This is a genomic window from Aquabacterium sp. (assembly GCF_036279655.1).
Taxonomy (GTDB): Bacteria; Pseudomonadota; Gammaproteobacteria; order Burkholderiales; family Burkholderiaceae_C; genus Aquabacterium.
This window is the reverse complement of record NZ_DASUIT010000097.1, coordinates 1-15,862: the sequence shown is the minus strand read 5'-3', so window position 1 is coordinate 15,862 and position 15,862 is coordinate 1. Positions and strand designations below refer to the sequence as shown.

Genomic DNA, 15,862 nt, shown 5'->3' with positions numbered 1-15,862 from the left:
ATTCGACATCACCCGGCCAGCGCCGGGCCTGCAGGGCCGGCGCTGATTCCAGACGCAGGCTCACCTGGCCTGCCGCGGGCCTGCGACTGAGCAGTTCATTGTCCAGCGCGGCGATCAGGCCATGCTCGTCCAGCAAGGTGGGCCGCAGCTCGACCAGCAACTGCCGGACGTCCCTGATGGCCTGATCGATCAGGCCATCCACCCGGGCATGCCGTGCCGCATCGCCCGGATCGGCAAACTGTGCGTCGCTGACATAGTCGATGCGCATGGCCGACAGCGTCTGACCCAACTGATCATGCAGGATGAGGGCCAGTCGGCTGCTGGTGGCCTTTTCCTGCGCCATGAGCTGATGGGTCAACTCGGTCAGCTCCAGTTGGTATTGCCACAGCGCGCGCTCTGTCCGTACCCGGTCGGTGACATCACGCAGGATGGTCGTCAGCATCTGCTGGCCATGGACGGTGACTTGCGAGATCGAGGCCTCCAGCTCCCGCGTGCTGCCATCGGCATGCACGCCCTGCACCCGGCCCAGCCCCAGGCGACGCCCACCCGAGCCCGGTGCCGCATCACTGGCCCATGCCCGCCCTTGTGCGGACTGGATGCCTGCAGGCAGCAGCCGGCTCACGGAGGCGCCCTGCATGTCCCTGGCCGCGTAGCCAAAAATCTGTTCCGCCGCCGGATTGAACAAGCGCACGCGCTCTTGTGCATCGCAGATCATGATAGCGTCGCTGGCCGAATCGATCACGGCCGCCAGCATGGCTTCGCTTTCGCGCAGCTTCAGGGCGGCCTCGCGGCTGTCCGTGACGTCCATCTGCAGTCCATCCCAGCAGATGCGCCCTTCCGGCAGGGCCCGGGGACGGGAGACGATGTGCATCCAGCGCTCCTCCCCATCGTTGCGTCGCATGCGCACCGTCGCATCCAGCACCGTGAGCTGCTGCTCGCATGCCTGCTTGGCCGCCATCAGGGCGGCCAGATCCTCCACATGCACGCGCCCATACAGGGCCGAGGCATCGTGCATCACCGCGCGGGCGGGCACCCCCAGCAAGGACTCAACGGTGTCGCTGACATAGGCGAAGTGCCGTGAACCATCTGGCTCGCGAATCAGCTGATAGATGATGGCCCCGGGAAGGTGGTTGCTCAGGGCACGGATCAACTGCTCACTGTCCTGCGCGCGCTGCTCTGCGGCTCTCGCCGCGTCATACGGGGCCCGCAGGCTGGTCACATAGGTGGCCCAGTACAGCAGGGCATACCCCGCCAGCTTGTAGAGGTGTCCGGCGATGTTCTGGACATCGGTGGGCGTCATGTAGCTGGTGAAGGCCAGGCCACCGATGCCGATCACCCAGGACGAGGTGGCCAGCAGGAGCATGTGCTGCCGACCGGTATCGCGAAAGCGTTGCCACAGACGCCACGCCACGGTGACATTGGCCAGGCACAGCAGCCCTTCATAAACCGCCTTGAAGGGCGTGACGCCCTGGCCCGGTACAAAGGTGACAGGGAACCACGCCAGGCCCCAACTGCCCCACACGACCAGGGCGGAGGACAACAGCGCGCCCAGCACCAGCGTCCCCCCGCGCGACAACGCCGGCAGACGGGGCAGGGTCATCAGGGCCAGGGTGCTCACCTCGACCGTGCGCCCCATCAGCCAGAAAAAGATGGCGCGCGAGGTGCCTGTGGGGCCAAGCATCTGCGGCATGCCCTCGTAGGTCAGGGCATGCATGACGTCGCACACCGCCACCACCATGAAGCCCGCACTCAGGATGGGCAAGCGCCGATCTGCCCGATCGCGGAAGGAGTGCCAGGAAATCGTCGCCACCATGGCGGCGACCAGCACCGACACCAGCTCCATCAGCAGGTGCAGGGTCTCCACGCTGGTCAGCGTCATCTGCATGGCCGAAGGCAACGCCAGCAGCACCGTCTGACTGAGCGGTGCGAACACGGCCAACCCCAGGCAGACGTGAGTGATGCGAGACATGGAGAACATCATGTCCGGCGCTTCCGACCCACAGTCGCATGACGATACAGGCAAATCCTGGCTTTATCTGCTCATCCCCAGGCTCGGGCGTGATTGCACCACTGCAGTGCAATCACCGCCGCCAACCCCCAAATCTGGGGCATTTCAATGGCAAGAAGGCTGGCACGCGTATTGCTCACACTGAGGTGTGCCCGCAGGTATCGTCGCCTCAGCGCACACGCATGGTTTCCGCTAACGACGGCGGATGGCAGTTGGATGCCCCCTTTCGGGTCGGCACGCCACCTGCTCTCACTTCTTTGTCTGGTTCATCCCGGTGGATGCGAGCGCCTGTCGCTCATCCGGCCTGGGGACCGTCCCGTCCGTCGCAGGAGCACCTATGAAAATCGTCGTCGTTGGCCATGGCATGGTCGGTCACAAATTCCTCGAAAGCCTGGCTGAGACCGGCCTGAAGGATGCCGAAGTCACCGTGTTGTGTGAAGAGCCCCGCCCCGCGTATGACCGGGTGCACCTCTCCGAGTACTTCTCTGGCAAGACGGCCGAAGACCTGTCCCTGGTCGAACCCGGCTTCTTCGAGCGCACCGGCTTCACCCTGCGCCTGGCCGCCAAGGCGGTGGCCATCGAGCGCCGCACCCACACCGTGACCACGGCCGATGGCGAGGAACTGCACTACGACAAGCTCGTGCTGGCCACCGGCTCGGTGCCCTTCGTGCCGCCCGTGCCCGGCCGCGACCGCCCCAACTGCTTCGTGTACCGCACCATCGAAGACCTGGATGCCATGAAGGCCGCAGGCGCCAAGTCCACCAACGGCGTGGTCGTGGGTGGCGGCCTGCTGGGCCTGGAATGCGCCAAGGCGCTGCGCGACATGGGCCTGGACACCCACGTGGTCGAATTCGCGCCGCGCCTGATGGCCGCACAGGTCGATGAAGGCGGCGGCCGCGTGCTGCGCAGCAAGATCGAAGCCCTGGGCCTGCATGTGCACACCAGCCGCAGCACGGTCAAGATCGTGGACGGTGCCGAACACCGCCACCGCATGGTCTTCGAGGACGGCAGCTACCTCGAAACCGACATGATCGTCTTCTCGGCCGGCATTCGCCCGCGTGACGAGCTGGCCCGCCAGTCGGTGCTCGCCATCGGCCCCCGCGGTGGTGTCGTCATCGACAGTGAATGCCGCACCAGCGACCGCAACATCTACGCGATCGGCGAATGCGCCTCGTGGAACGAGCAGACCTTCGGCCTGGTGGCGCCCGGCTACGACATGGCCCGCGTGACGGCCCGCCACATCGCTGGCCTGAACGATGTCGCCTTTGTGGGCGCCGACATGAGCACCAAGCTCAAGCTCATGGGGGTGGACGTGGCCAGCATCGGCGACGCCCAGGGCAAGACACCGCACAGCCGCTCCTTCCTCTACACCGACGAGATCCGCCAGATCTACAAGAAGATCGTGGTCAGCGAAGACGGCAAGAAGCTGCTGGGCGCCGTGCTGGTGGGCGACGCCGCGGAATACGGCACGCTGCTGCAGATGGCCCTCAACGGCATCACGCTGCCGGCCGAGCCCGAGTTCCTGATCCTGCCCTCCAGCGACGGCAAGGCCAAGCCCGGCCTGGGTCCCGATGCCCTGCCCGACAGCGCGCAGCTGTGCTCGTGCAACAACGTCACCAAGGGCCAGATCTGCAAGGCCGTGTCCGAAGGTGTCACCTCCATGGCTGACCTCAAGGCCTGCACCAAGGCCGGCGCCACCTGCGGGGGCTGCGTGCCCCTGGTCACCCAGGTGATGAAGGTCGAGATGAAGAAGCAGGGCCTGGCGGTGAACAACCACCTGTGCGAGCACTTCGCCTACTCGCGCCAGGAGCTGTACCACCTGATCCGCGTCGGCGAGATCAAGTCCTTCGACGACTTGCTGGCCAAGCATGGCAAGGGCATGGGCTGCGACATCTGCAAGCCCACGGCCGCCAGCATCTTTGCATCGTGCTGGAACGAGTTCGTGCTCAAGAAGGATCTGGCCCGCCTGCAAGACAGCAACGACTACTACCTGGGCAACATCCAGAAGGATGGCAGCTACTCCGTGGTGCCCCGCATGCCGGCGGGCGAGGTCACACCCGATGGCCTGATCGCCGTGGGCCAGGTGGCCAAGAAGTACGGCCTGTACACCAAGATCACCGGGGGCCAGCGGGTGGACCTGTTTGGCGCCCGCGTCGAGCAACTGCCCGCCATCTGGGAAGAGCTGATCGCCGCCGGCTTCGAGTCGGGCCACGCTTATGGCAAGTCGCTGCGCACGGTCAAGAGCTGTGTGGGGTCGACCTGGTGCCGCTATGGCGTGGGCGACAGCGTGGGCCTGGCCGTCGAGCTGGAGAACCGCTACAAGGGCCTGCGCGCACCGCACAAGATCAAGTTCGGTGTCTCGGGCTGCACGCGTGAATGTGCCGAGGCGCAAGGCAAGGACATCGGCGTGAGCGCCACCGAGAAGGGCTGGAACCTCTATGTGTGCGGCAACGGCGGCATGAAGCCTCGCCACGCCGAACTGCTGGCCTCGGACCTGAGCAAGGACGAACTGGTGCGCATGATCGACCGCGTGCTCATGTTCTACGTGCGCACCGCCGACCGCCTGCAGCGCACCAGCACCTGGCGCGACAACCTCGAAGGCGGGCTGGACTACCTCAAGGACGTGATCCTCAAGGACAGCCTGGGCCTGGGCGCCGAGCTGGAGGCCCAGATGCAGGCGGTGGTCAACACCTATGCCTGCGAATGGAAGGTGGCCGTCACCGACCCCGAGACGCGCAAGCGCTTCCGCTCCTTCGTCAACAGCGACAAGCAGGACGAGCACATCGTGTTCGTCGAAGAGCGCGGCCAGATCCGCCCGGCCCGCCCCGAAGAGCGCGCCGACATCGCCACCGAAGCCTCGGCTTGAGCACCGCACACAAGGAGCCCTGACATGAATGCCATCCTGGACATCCAGCCCGAATCCACCCTGTGGACCGAGGTCTGCGCCACCGACGACATCCTGCCCGACACCGGCGTCTGCGCCCTCGTCGCGGGCCGCCACGTCGCCATCTTCCGCGTGGGACACGAGCTGTTCCTGGCCATCGACAACGTGGACCCCAAGAACGGCGCCAGCGTCCTGTCGCGCGGCCTGGTGGGCAACCTCGGCGATCGCATCGTCGTGGCCTCACCGCTGTACAAACATCACTTCGACCTGCGAACAGGCGAGTGTCTTGAATCGCCCGAGCTGTCGGTGCGCGCTCACGAGGTGCGCATCGACGGTGGCCGGGTGCTGGTGGCCCCTATCTGAGGCCCCCGGCACCTTCGGGACAAGGGCTGTGGCCACCCGGCCCAGCCCGCCGGCCGACACGGGGGAACGTAAATTGCGGACAATCGGGGCTTGTGCCCTGAATTGCCCTGCCCGCCCATGTCCCTGTCCGTCTCTGCCCTCGTCCTGCGTGCCAAGCAACTGGAGACCGATGCCGTGCGGCATCTGGCCGGGCGTGTCGATCTCGCGGACGTCATCGGCCAGCTGATCCACGCCTTGCAGCATGAGCGAGGCGTCACCAGCATCTACCTGGGATCGGGCGGCCAGCGCTTCGTGGCCGAACGCCTGTCGGCCATGGACCAGGCCCGCCCCATCGAAGCCACCTTGCGTGCCTTGTTTGCCCAGCAACTGGCGCCCGAGCACGGCGCCACCGCGCGCACGCTCTCCCTGATGGCCTGGGTGCTGCTGGACCTCGATGCCCTGGCCGGCCTGCGCGAGCAGATCGCGCAGCGCACACCCAGCGCACACGATTCGGTCGCCGCCTTCAGCCGCCTGATTGCCGGCCTGGTGGAGCTGATCTTCCATGTGGCCGATGCCGCCCCCTATCCTGACATCTCCAGGCTGCTGGTGGCCCTGGTGCACCTGCTGCAAGGCAAGGAGGCGGCCGGCCAGGAGCGCGCCGTGGGCGCCCACCTCTTTGCCTCTGGCTGCAGCGACGAGGCCGAGCAACAGCGCGTCATCCATCTGATCGACGCCCAGGAGCGCAGCCTGCGTGTCTTCGAAGAGTTTGCCGAAGCGGCCTTGCGTGGCCGCTGGCAGCAGCATCAGCTGACACCCCATGTGGCGCAACTGGAGCGCCTGCGCCGCACCCTGTGCACCGCCCGCCCCGGCGCCGCGCTGGACACGGCGCTGAGTGGCCTGTGGTTTGACGTCACCAGCGAGCGCATCACCGAGATGTGGCACCTGCAGGTCGAACTGGTGCAGTGCCTGCGGCAGGCCTGTGCCGCACAGTTGCAGGCCACCTTGCAGGACCAGCAGGACTCCGAAGGCCTGCTCAGGCAACTGCGCGACAACCCCCCGCCACACACCCACGCCGTGGACCGCTTCTTCAAGGCCGACGAGCAGCCCGACGGTGCCCCGGTGCTGGGCAGCGTGAGGGATGGCGCCAGCCACAACCCGACGCCGCCTGAACCCGCCAAGGAGGCCGCCCTGGTCGATCTGCTGCAAGCGCAATCTCAGCGCCTGGCCAGCATGGAGGTCGAGCTGGACGCCGCGCGCCGCGCCCTGCACGAGCGCAAGGTCATCGAGCGCGCCAAGGGGGCCTTGATGTCCCGGCTGGGGCTCACCGAAGAAGCCGCCTTCCGCGCCCTGCAGAAGGCCTCCATGGACCACAACCGCCGCCTGCTGGACGTGGCCGAAGCCACGCTGTCCCTGCCCGATGTGTTCTTTGCGGGGCAGGGCGATGGGCGCCATATTCAGTGATTCTTCAGAATTATTTCAGCGATATTTCAGCAATAACAACCACCGCCAAGTGGTTATAACAACATGCTGCCACGGCTGATTTATCCAGAAAAAGCATAAACCGCGCCAGAAATCATCCGAACAGAGATCTGAGTTAGGGATGGCCAAGGGCCATGGACCTTATTAAGGTGCACCTCGCAGTGCTTCATCCATATTCCCCCTCAACGTCACTCAAGGAGATTGCCATGACCGCGAAAAACGAAGCCGAAGACAAGGCCGTCAGTTTCGAGTTGTCCGCCGCCGACCTGAAAGCCATTGCCTCCGGCAAAAGCGTTCAGGTGCCCAGCGCCAAGTTCTTCGGCAAGACCACGTTCACCATCGAGAACGCCCCCATCCCCAAGAGCATCCACGACAAGGTCACCATCCAGCTCCACGTGGAAAAGTCCAAATAAGGACATCCAAATAAATATCAGGGAGATTGATCATGGGCAGCGAACCTCACTCCTTTGTCGGACGCCTGACCGCATCAGCGCTCGGGAACATTGATCAAAAGGATAGAAATCATTATTTGTCGTTGATGGATGATGCTTTCATCGCTGCCCCACCTGTTTATGGTGAAAAATGGTTTGGTGACATGTTTCGGACGCTGGGCAGAAATGCCGATTGGGTGGCCTCACTCATGGCCTCCGATTCCTATATGGAGGGATATAGCGCAGGGCGCCTGTGGCAATATGCCGGCGTGCTGGACGATGCCCCTTTGAGCCAGGCCATGTTGCGCCACGCCGATGACGAAGCGCGGCATTCCAGGATATTCACCAAAACCCTGTTCAAAACCTTTCCCAGCCTGGAAACCCCCGCGCTCCACGATGAGTTGAGCCGCAACGCCCCGGATCTGGCCCACCACCCCAGTTACCCCGATGACTTCCCCTGCCCCAGCGAGGAGGAGATCCTGAACTCGATGATCCTCATCAACCTCTTCGAGATCAAGGCCCTGGTCCTGGGCAAGCTGATGCAGCCCCTGGCCGTGGCCCATGCCCCCGAGGGCAACAAGCGGGTCGTTGAACGCATGCTGGGGGCCATCGTCGGTGATGAGGCGCACCACATCCGCTACAGCGCCGATGTCATCGAACAGGCCTGCCGGCAGGGTCACCGGGATTTCGTGGCCACCGCCTTGCGTGACTTCCAGCAGACCCTCAACGAGGTGACCGCCCGGGAGCTCCATGATGAGCCGACCCAGGACGCATACCCACTCTGAAGGGAGGCCCGCCATGTCCAACGGTTTCTTTGCCGTGCAGAAAAACCTGATCGATGAGCGGCAACGCACTGCGCTGATCGACGAGATCCTTCAATCGGACTACTTTGGGGACAGTGCCCTGGGGGCCGAGTTCGTCAACACCCGGGGTTTCTCACTGGTCATCAAGCGCCCGGCACTGGAGGCCGTCAGCAGCGATTTCCCCTGCCTCGCGGCGCTCCTGAAGCAGGTCCTGTTTGACGACTGCAATGCCTTCTACATCAACCCCCTGGTGCTGTACGGCCAATCCAGGGTCGATGCACACATCGACTGCCGCGTCGTCGCCCCCCACAACACCCGGATCATCCCGAACCTGGTGAGCGTGTACTACCCGGACATCGACCCCCACATGGCAGGCGGCCGCCTGGTCCTGAACACCGGCTCAGACCGTGAGGCCCCCTTCAGCCCCGAGACGGGCGACCTGATCCACTTCCTGGGCAGCGTGGTCCACCATGTGGAGGCCGTCACCACGCCAGGGCGACGCATCAGCATCGTCTGCGAGCAATACAACCTCGACGATGAACTGCTCGACGCGTTTCCCTATTGCGATGTCATCTCGGGCGGGGCCGCCACCCAGCGCCTCAACGCCTTGGCGTTGTAAGGCGCGGGCTCCAGGCCTCACACGCACGAGGTGTGGCGCAGGGCCTTGGCCGCCGCCACCATATTGCTCAAGGCAGGGATCACCTCGGGCCACTGGCGGGTCTTGAGGCCGCAGTCCGGGTTCACCCACAGGCGCTGGGGCGGAATGCGCTCAGCCGCCTTGCGCATCAACTGCATGATGTGGTCCTGCGTCGGGATGTTGGGCGAGTGGATGTCGTACACCCCCGGGCCGATCTCGTTGGGGTAGTTGAAGTGATCGAAGGCATCGAGCAGTTCCATGTCCGAGCGCGAGGTCTCGATCGTGATCACGTCCGCATCCATGTCCGCAATCGACCCGATGATGTCGTTGAACTCCGAATAGCACATGTGGGTGTGGATCTGGGTGTCGTCCTGCACGCCATTGGCGGCGATGCGGAAAGCCTCGACCGCCCAGTCCAGGTAGCCCGGCCATTGCGACCGGCGCAGCGGCAAGCCTTCACGCAGGGCCGCCTCATCGATCTGGATCACGCGCACACCCGCCCGCTCCAGGTCCAGCACCTCCTCGCGGATGGCCAGGGCCAGTTGGCGGCACGACAGCGCACGGGGCTGGTCGTCACGCACGAAGGACCAGTTCAGGAGGGTGACCGGCCCGGTCAGCATGCCCTTCATCGGGCGGCGGGTCAGCGACTGGGCGTACTGCGTCCATGCCACCGTCATCGGCTGGGGTCGGCGGATGTCGCCAAACAAGATGGGGGGCTTCACACAGCGTGAACCGTAGGACTGCACCCAGCCGAACTGGCTGAAGGCATAGCCATCGAGCTGCTCGCCGAAGTACTCGACCATGTCGTTGCGCTCGGCTTCACCGTGCACCAGCACATCCAGGTCCAGGGCTTCTTGCTCGCGCACGCTGCGGGCGATCTCCGCCTGCATGGCGGCCTGGTAGCTCGCCTCGTCCAGACGGCCGGCCTTGTACTCGCTGCGCGCACGGCGGATGTCGGCCGTCTGCGGGAAGGAGCCGATCGTGGTGGTGGGATAGGCCGGCAGCTTCAGCCAGGCCGCCTGCCTGGGCGCACGCTCGGCGTAGGGGCTCTGGCGCTGGCCCAGCGCCGCCGTGACGCTGGCCACGGCCTGCTGCACGTCCGGCCGGGTCACGCGGGGGGAGTGTCGGCGGGCCTCCAGGGCGGCCTGGTTGGCGGCCAGTTCGGCCTGGACCGACGCGCGGCCGTGCTTCAGTGCGGCGGCCAGCACCTGAAGTTCGTCCAGCTTTTGCAGCGCAAAGGCCAACCAGGATGTGAGCTCAGCGTCGAGCTGCGGCTCGCTGTCCAGATCCACAGGCACATGCAGCAGCGAACACGAGGGCGCGATCCACAGGCGTTCGCCCAGCCGCTGGGCCAGGGGCTCCAGCCAGTCCAGCACCGCGTTGAGATCGGTCTTCCAGATGTTGCGGCCATTGATCACCCCCAGCGACAGCACCTTGTGGCCCGGCAGCAGATTGAGCACGGGCTGGAGGTCCTCGCGCCCATGGGTGACATCGATGTGCAGGCCCGCCACCGGCAGCGTGGCCGCCAGGTGCACGTTTTCCTGCAGGGGCCCGAAGTAGGTGGCCAGCAGCAGTTTGACGCGGCAGCTCTTGAGCTGGTGGTAGACCGTCTGGAAGGCATGCTTCCAGTCAGCATCGAGCTCCGTCACCAGCAGGGGCTCATCGATCTGCACCCACTCGGCGCCGTGTGCGGCCAAGGTGTCCAGCAGGGCCGAGTACACCGGCAGCAGGCGCTCCAGCAGGGCCAGCTTGTTCACCCCATCCTTGGCCTTGCCCAGGGCCAGGTAGGTCACCGGGCCGATCAGCACGGGCTTGGTGCGCACACCCTGCGCGCGGGCTTCGGCCAGTTGTGCCAGCAGGCGCGAGGCGTCCAGCGTGAAGGTGGTGGTGGCGCTGAACTCCGGCACGATGTAGTGGTAGTTGGTGTCGAACCACTTGGTCATCTCGCCTGCGGCCACGCCACCACCGCAGCAGGCCGCATGGGCGTCCGAGGTCTGGGCCGAGCGCCCCCGCGCCACACGGAAGTAGTTGTCCAGCACATCGCCTTGAAAGCCCTGCACGCGCTCGGGCAGATGGCCCAGCGTGAAGCTCATGTCCAGCATCTGGTCGTAGAAGGCAAAGTCGCCCACCGGCACCCAATCAAGGGCCGCCTGCTGTTGCCAGTGGCGCTGGCGCAATTGCGCCCCCACGGCCTGGAGCTGATCGCGTGAAGACTCGCCGCGCCAGTAGGACTCCAGCGCGAACTTCAGTTCACGCCGGGCACCAATGCGAGGAAAGCCAAGGTTGTGTGTCGTGGTCATGGGATGTCATGTCTGTGTGTCAACAATGGCCGCGAGACTACGCAAACCATCCCATGAAGTAAAATGGTATTAATTCAATTATCTATGAAACTGGCTCATACATCATGTTGGAGCGCATGCACCTGGCCATCGTCCAGGAGGTCGACAGACTGGGCTCGCTGACGGCGGCCGCCAGCGCCTTGTGCCTCACGCAGTCGGCACTCAGCCACACGATGAAGAAGCTCGAGCAGCAACTGGGCACCGACATCTGGCTGCGAGAAGGCCGCAGCCTGCGCCTGACACCGGCGGGCCAGCATGTGCTGGCCCTGGCCCATCGGGTGCTGCCCCAACTGCGCCAGGCAGAAGAGCGCCTGGGCCAGATCGCGCAGGGGCAACGCGGCACCTTGCGCATCGGGATGGAATGCCACCCCTGCTACCAGTGGCTGCTCAAGGTGGTGTCCCCCTATCTGGCCGCCTGGCCAGACGTCGATGTGGACGTGAAGCAGAAGTTCCAGTTCGGCGGCATCGGCGCGCTGTTCGGCTACGAGATCGATCTGTTGGTGACCCCCGATCCGCTCTACAAGCCCGGCCTGCACTTTGAGCCGGTGTTCGACTACGAGCAGGTGCTGGTGGTCGCCCGTGATCACCCGCTGGCAGACGCCACCCATGTCAAACCCAGGCAACTGTCCGACCAGGTTCTGATCACCTACCCGGTGCCGCTCGATCGGCTGGACATCTACACCCAGTTCCTGATGCCTGCGGGCATCGCGCCGCGTCGCCACAAGACCATCGAGACCACAGACATCATGCTGCAGATGGTGGCCAGCGGCCGGGGCGTGGCCGCCCTGCCCCGCTGGCTGGCCCAGGAATACGCCCGCAAGATGAAGGTCACGGCGGTCCGCCTGGGCCCTCGTGGCATCGCCAAGCAAATCTACCTGGGCGCCCGCGAGGCCGATGTCGACATCGACTACCTCAGGGCCTTTGTGGACATGGCGCGCCGCAGCTGAAGCGGCGCGTCAATGCCTCAATACTTCTCAGGCAACTCACGCAGACGCATGAGCCCCTCTTGCGCCACGGTGGCCACCAGCGTGCCGTCTTGACGGAAGATGCGCCCGAAGTTCATGCCCCGCGACGCGGACGCGTTGGGCGCATCCATGTCATAGAGCAGCCATTCGTCGATCCGGAAATCACGGTGGAACCAGATGGCATGGTCCAGACTGGCCGACTGCATGTTCGACTGCACATACGACACGCCGTGCGGCAGCATGGCCGTGCTCATCAACACGAAATCCGAGGCAAACGCCAGGATGCACATGTGCAGCAGCGGATCGTCGGGCAGACGGCTTTGCGCCTTCATCCAATGACTGCGCTGCGGCGGCTTCTTCTCGGGCGCGAAGGGGTTGATGGGGTCGATGGGGCGGATCTCGATGGGGCGCTCACGCTCGAACACCGCACGGATCTTTTCAGGAACCATGGGCGCGATCAGCTTGCGCAACTCGTGTTCGCTGGGCACGCCATCGGGCCCCGCCACATTGGGCATGGGCACCTGATGATCCAGCCCGTCCTCGGGCACCGCAAAAGAGGCCGACATCAGGAAGATGTTCTCGCCATGCTGGATGCCCTTCACATTGCGGGTGCAAAAGCTCTTGCCGTCGCGGATGTTCTCGACCTGGTAGACGATGGGCGCGGTGACATCGCCCGCGCGCAAGAAGTAGCCGTGCATGGAATGGGGCAGGCGGCCATCGACCGTGCGCCCGGCCGCCATGAGGGCCTGGCCCAGCACCTGGCCACCGAACACGTTCTTGCCAAAGAAGTTGCGACTGGGGCCCCGATAGATGCCCCGCTCGATGGTCTCCAGATCCAGGAGATCCAGCACTTCCTGCATCACATTGCTCATATCGCCCCTTCCAGACAGCTGAGAGATTCAAGGCTACACCCAGTGTGGCGCCTCGGGAATACGTTTGGATTATCAGGGGGCCGCCCCGCGTCTGTCGAACGACGCCCGGCGCGTTCAAGCACCGCAACAAACCGCAACACATGAAACATTCAACGTGTAGTGGTATACCCGCCTTCACGCCGCACCGGCACAAACGGTAAAAACCCTGACGCCGCCCCCCTTCGAGCGGCGAGCACCCCCGGTGCTCCAACCCACAACAACGGAGTGACACCCCATGACCCCCCTGTTCCACCTGCACCGCATGCGCGGGGCCTGCGCGCTGATGGCCCTTGCCGCGGCACTCGCCCCGACCACAGCCAGCGCCCTCGACCCTCAACTGGTGCCATCGATCGGCGCCGACACAGGGCGCTTCACCCTGCCGATTGCCTGCGGCATCAAGCTCGGCACCCTCAAGGTCGCCACGATCAAGGGCACGGTCGACATCGAGGGCATTGCGCCGGTTCAACTGGGCCCCGGCCAGGACTTCTACCTGAGCCAGGGCAAAGGCGCGTTGACCCTGCCAGGCTGGCTGTCCGCGCTCGGTGGGCTCATCGCCATCAAGAAGGCCGACGCCGTGGTCGACAGCCTCATGATCGGCGCCACGCGCTCGACGCCGGCCGCCATCAACCTCGCCACCCTCTACGACCTGAGTGTGCAGGATGTGCCGGTCGACGCAGGCAAACCCATCGTGGTGGGCATGCCCAAGACGGGCACCTTCCGCATCGGCCCCTACAACGCCCCCGCGGATGGCCGCGTCCAGTTCCGCTTCGAAGGTGCCACCGCCAACGTCACACTCAAGACGCCATCGGGCCTGAAGTTCAAGGTCCGTGCGGAATGTGCGGCCTCGCAGGGCAACGCCCTGCTGTCGGTGGCGGTGGGCCCCCAGGTGGACGCGACCAAACCGGCCCTCTATGAGGGTGAACCGCTGTCCTTCCCTCCCGTGGCGGCAGGCAACCTCATTGGCATCGTGAACTCGCCCTACAAGTGCGATATCGGCGGCCAGCAGTACGACGTCGGCATCGCGGTCGGCGGGACCATTCCGCTGGCCGTGAAGCGCACGGGCAGCCTGTCGATCACGCAGGCATCGGGCGCCATCACCCTGCCGGTCGCCACCGTGAACCGCCTGATGGACGCAGGTGTCACCTCGGTGCAAGGCCAGGTGGAGGAACTTCGGCTGATCGTCGACAACGGCACGCCAGCGAACCCGAACGTGCTGCCTGGCGGCACGGCCATCCCGCCCACCATGCTCCAGCGTGACACCAAGCTCGTGCTGTCGCTGCCCACCAGTGGCACCGTCACCGCCGGGCCCTTCAAGCCCAGCACCACGGCCGCCTCGATGGTCATCGGCATGGGCAGCGCCGCAGCGACGCTTCAGTTCAATGGCAACGGCCAGCCCGTCAAGGCCACCTGCCCCAAGCCTGAGCCGGACGCCCTTCTGGTCGACGCCCCGATCCTCTGAGGCAGGATCGACACCCAGGGCCCTGCGCCCTGGGGTGCTCGGGCCTCTGGCGAGCCTCAGACGGGCCGCTGGAACCGCGCGCGCGCCTGATCCGCCAGCGGCCTCAGGGCACAGCCACGCGCATGGTCATTGATCAGGCCCATCGCCTGCATGAAGGCGTAGGCCGTGGTGGGCCCCACGAACTTCCACCCACGGCGCTTGAGCGCCTGGGACAGGGCCCTGGCGGCGGGCGATGTTGACGCGGTCTGGGGCTCTGGCAGCGTCGCCGGGTCAGGCTCCATGCGCCAGAAAAAGGCCGCCAGTGAGCCGGCTTCGGCCACCAGCTCTTGCGCGTGCGCAGCGTTGTGGATCACGGCTTCGATCTTGCCCCGGTGCCTGACGATGCCCTCGTTGCCCAGCAGGCGCTCGACATCGGCCGGGCCAAAGCGCGCCACGGCATGGAAATCGAAACCCGCAAAGGCCTGCCGGAAGTTCTCGCGCTTGGCCAGGATCGTGCGCCAGCTCAGCCCGGACTGGAAACCCTCCAGGCAGATCTTTTCAAAAAGCCGGATGTCATCAGACACCGGGAAGCCCCACTCCTGATCGTGATAGCTCAGGAACTCGGGCGCGCTCCCGCACCAGCGGCAACGCGGCAGGCCATCGGGCCCCACAAATGGCTCACTCACGTCCCATGACTCCGTCAGAAAATCACAAGTCGGTGAGCTTGCCCCAAGGCAAGAAAAGAGACAATACCCAGCCATGACCGACCCGTCTCTGCCCGCCCCCATCCCGAAGCCGGAACCGCCCGAGCCGCCGGACATCAACGCCTGCTGCGGCAATGGCTGTGACCCGTGCATCTTTGATCTGCATGATCTGGCCATGGACGAGTACCGGCAGGCCTTGCGGGCCTGGGAGGCCTTGCAGGATACTGGGTCAACACCAGCGCCTTGAGCGGCGGAACACCGTAAGATCCACCAGCGACCCCATCGCTCAACGTTGGGTTGGCGCTCCTGCCAAGCCTCGTCTCAAGGACTGATCATGAAATCGCTGCGGCTTGTTCCCGCTCTGCTCGCCGTGGCCGCTCAGGCCGCGCCCGTGACCTACGAGATCGACCCCGCGCACACCTATCCCAGCTTCGAGGCCGACCACATGGGCATGTCCTATTGGCGCGGCAAACTGAACAAGAACACCGGCACCATCGTCTATGACAAGGCCACCGGCGAGGGCAGCGTCGACGTGAAGATGGACCTGGCCAGCATCGACTTCGGTCTGGACGCGATGAACACCTGGGCCACGGGCAAAGACTTCTTCAACGTCGAGACGAACCCGAGCGCAACGTTCAAAGGCCGCATCGGCGGCGTCAAGGCGGGCGTGCCGACTCAGGTCGTGGGCGAGCTGACGCTGAACGGCAAGACCCGACCCATGACCCTGACCATCCACCAGCTCAAGTGCATGCCGCACCCGGCGAACAAACGCGATTTCTGTGGGGCCGACGCTTCGGGCAGCTTCAACCGCGACGAGTTCGACCTGGGGGCAGGCAAGCACTGGGGCTTCAAGATGGATGTGGGTCTGCGCATTCAGGTGGAAGCGGTCGCCAAGGAGTGATGCTCCTGCTTGGCGTCAGG

14 protein-coding genes are annotated in these 15,862 nt (G+C 65.1%); 10 read left to right on the top strand and 4 right to left on the bottom strand.

From position 1 onward, the window contains the following. The coding region (locus tag VFW84_RS11680; RefSeq protein ID WP_329680630.1) for an MASE3 domain-containing protein at positions 1-1,969 on the bottom strand (1,969 nt) is incomplete at its 3' end. 376 nt (positions 1,970-2,345) lie between these two features. Between VFW84_RS11680 and nirB the strand changes: the two genes are divergently transcribed. From nirB to VFW84_RS11650, 6 genes are all read left to right on the top strand, one after another. Next, complete coding sequence (nirB, locus tag VFW84_RS11675; protein ID WP_329680629.1) at positions 2,346-4,874, top strand: nitrite reductase large subunit NirB; 2,529 nt, start codon at positions 2,346-2,348, stop codon at positions 4,872-4,874. Between the two features lie 24 nt (positions 4,875-4,898). Beyond that, on the top strand, positions 4,899-5,255 hold the full coding sequence (nirD, locus tag VFW84_RS11670; RefSeq protein ID WP_329680628.1) for a nitrite reductase small subunit NirD: 357 nt from the start codon (positions 4,899-4,901) through the stop codon (positions 5,253-5,255). A 117-nt stretch (positions 5,256-5,372) separates the two neighbouring features. Then, positions 5,373-6,695 (top strand): nitrate- and nitrite sensing domain-containing protein, encoded by a 1,323-nt coding sequence (locus VFW84_RS11665; RefSeq protein WP_329680627.1) that lies wholly within the window; start codon positions 5,373-5,375, stop codon positions 6,693-6,695. 224 nt (positions 6,696-6,919) lie between these two features. Then, a complete protein-coding gene (locus VFW84_RS11660) occupies positions 6,920-7,126 on the top strand; it encodes a hypothetical protein (RefSeq protein ID WP_329680626.1) in 207 nt (68 codons plus the stop codon). A 32-nt stretch (positions 7,127-7,158) separates the two neighbouring features. Continuing rightward, complete coding sequence (locus VFW84_RS11655; RefSeq protein WP_329680625.1) at positions 7,159-7,929, top strand: hypothetical protein; 771 nt, start codon at positions 7,159-7,161, stop codon at positions 7,927-7,929. Between the two features lie 13 nt (positions 7,930-7,942). Next, positions 7,943-8,566, top strand: a complete 624-nt coding sequence (locus VFW84_RS11650) for a hypothetical protein (RefSeq protein ID WP_329680624.1) — start codon at positions 7,943-7,945, stop codon at positions 8,564-8,566. Positions 8,567-8,583: 17 nt separating this feature from the next. On the opposite strand, the gene metE is transcribed toward VFW84_RS11650, so the two are convergent. Continuing rightward, a complete protein-coding gene (gene metE / locus VFW84_RS11645) occupies positions 8,584-10,884 on the bottom strand; it encodes a 5-methyltetrahydropteroyltriglutamate--homocysteine S-methyltransferase (protein ID WP_329680623.1) in 2,301 nt (766 codons plus the stop codon). 104 nt (positions 10,885-10,988) lie between these two features. Between metE and VFW84_RS11640 the strand changes: the two genes are divergently transcribed. Continuing rightward, the gene (locus VFW84_RS11640) at positions 10,989-11,870 is read left to right on the top strand and encodes a LysR family transcriptional regulator (protein ID WP_329680622.1); all 882 of its coding nucleotides are present in this window, start codon (positions 10,989-10,991) and stop codon (positions 11,868-11,870) included. A 17-nt stretch (positions 11,871-11,887) separates the two neighbouring features. Here VFW84_RS11640 and tesB read toward each other — a convergent pair whose 3' ends face one another. Beyond that, positions 11,888-12,760 carry an acyl-CoA thioesterase II gene (tesB, locus tag VFW84_RS11635; RefSeq protein WP_329680621.1) on the bottom strand — a complete coding sequence of 291 codons (873 nt, stop codon included), beginning with the start codon at positions 12,758-12,760 and terminating at the stop codon, positions 11,888-11,890. Between the two features lie 274 nt (positions 12,761-13,034). On the opposite strand from tesB, the gene VFW84_RS11630 reads away from it, so the two are divergent. Beyond that, positions 13,035-14,258, top strand: coding sequence for a DUF6801 domain-containing protein (locus VFW84_RS11630; protein ID WP_329680620.1), 1,224 nt, complete (start codon positions 13,035-13,037; stop codon positions 14,256-14,258). 56 nt (positions 14,259-14,314) lie between these two features. On the opposite strand, the gene VFW84_RS11625 is transcribed toward VFW84_RS11630, so the two are convergent. Then, a complete protein-coding gene (locus tag VFW84_RS11625) occupies positions 14,315-14,923 on the bottom strand; it encodes a DNA-3-methyladenine glycosylase I (protein ID WP_329680619.1) in 609 nt (202 codons plus the stop codon). A 73-nt stretch (positions 14,924-14,996) separates the two neighbouring features. Between VFW84_RS11625 and VFW84_RS11620 the strand changes: the two genes are divergently transcribed. Together VFW84_RS11620 and VFW84_RS11615 are read left to right on the top strand one after the other, a co-directional pair. After that, on the top strand, positions 14,997-15,188 hold the full coding sequence (locus VFW84_RS11620) for an oxidoreductase-like domain-containing protein (protein WP_329680618.1): 192 nt from the start codon (positions 14,997-14,999) through the stop codon (positions 15,186-15,188). Between the two features lie 87 nt (positions 15,189-15,275). After that, the gene (locus VFW84_RS11615; protein ID WP_329680617.1) at positions 15,276-15,842 is read left to right on the top strand and encodes a YceI family protein; all 567 of its coding nucleotides are present in this window, start codon (positions 15,276-15,278) and stop codon (positions 15,840-15,842) included. Positions 15,843-15,862: the final 20 nt, after the last annotated feature.

What these genes read in the sequence shown, in the direction of transcription:
- tesB (WP_329680621.1), bottom strand. Translation starts at nt 12,760, where the DNA reads ATGAGCAATGTGATGCAGGAAGTGCTGGATCTCCTGGATCTGGAGACC.
- metE (WP_329680623.1), bottom strand. Translation starts at nt 10,884, where the DNA reads ATGACCACGACACACAACCTTGGCTTTCCTCGCATTGGTGCCCGGCGT.
- VFW84_RS11660 (WP_329680626.1), top strand. Translation starts at nt 6,920, where the DNA reads ATGACCGCGAAAAACGAAGCCGAAGACAAGGCCGTCAGTTTCGAGTTG.
- VFW84_RS11615 (WP_329680617.1), top strand. Translation starts at nt 15,276, where the DNA reads ATGAAATCGCTGCGGCTTGTTCCCGCTCTGCTCGCCGTGGCCGCTCAG.
- VFW84_RS11640 (WP_329680622.1), top strand. Translation starts at nt 10,989, where the DNA reads ATGTTGGAGCGCATGCACCTGGCCATCGTCCAGGAGGTCGACAGACTG.
- VFW84_RS11620 (WP_329680618.1), top strand. Translation starts at nt 14,997, where the DNA reads ATGACCGACCCGTCTCTGCCCGCCCCCATCCCGAAGCCGGAACCGCCC.
- VFW84_RS11665 (WP_329680627.1), top strand. Translation starts at nt 5,373, where the DNA reads ATGTCCCTGTCCGTCTCTGCCCTCGTCCTGCGTGCCAAGCAACTGGAG.
- nirD (WP_329680628.1), top strand. Translation starts at nt 4,899, where the DNA reads ATGAATGCCATCCTGGACATCCAGCCCGAATCCACCCTGTGGACCGAG.
- VFW84_RS11655 (WP_329680625.1), top strand. Translation starts at nt 7,159, where the DNA reads ATGGGCAGCGAACCTCACTCCTTTGTCGGACGCCTGACCGCATCAGCG.
- VFW84_RS11630 (WP_329680620.1), top strand. Translation starts at nt 13,035, where the DNA reads ATGACCCCCCTGTTCCACCTGCACCGCATGCGCGGGGCCTGCGCGCTG.
- VFW84_RS11650 (WP_329680624.1), top strand. Translation starts at nt 7,943, where the DNA reads ATGTCCAACGGTTTCTTTGCCGTGCAGAAAAACCTGATCGATGAGCGG.
- nirB (WP_329680629.1), top strand. Translation starts at nt 2,346, where the DNA reads ATGAAAATCGTCGTCGTTGGCCATGGCATGGTCGGTCACAAATTCCTC.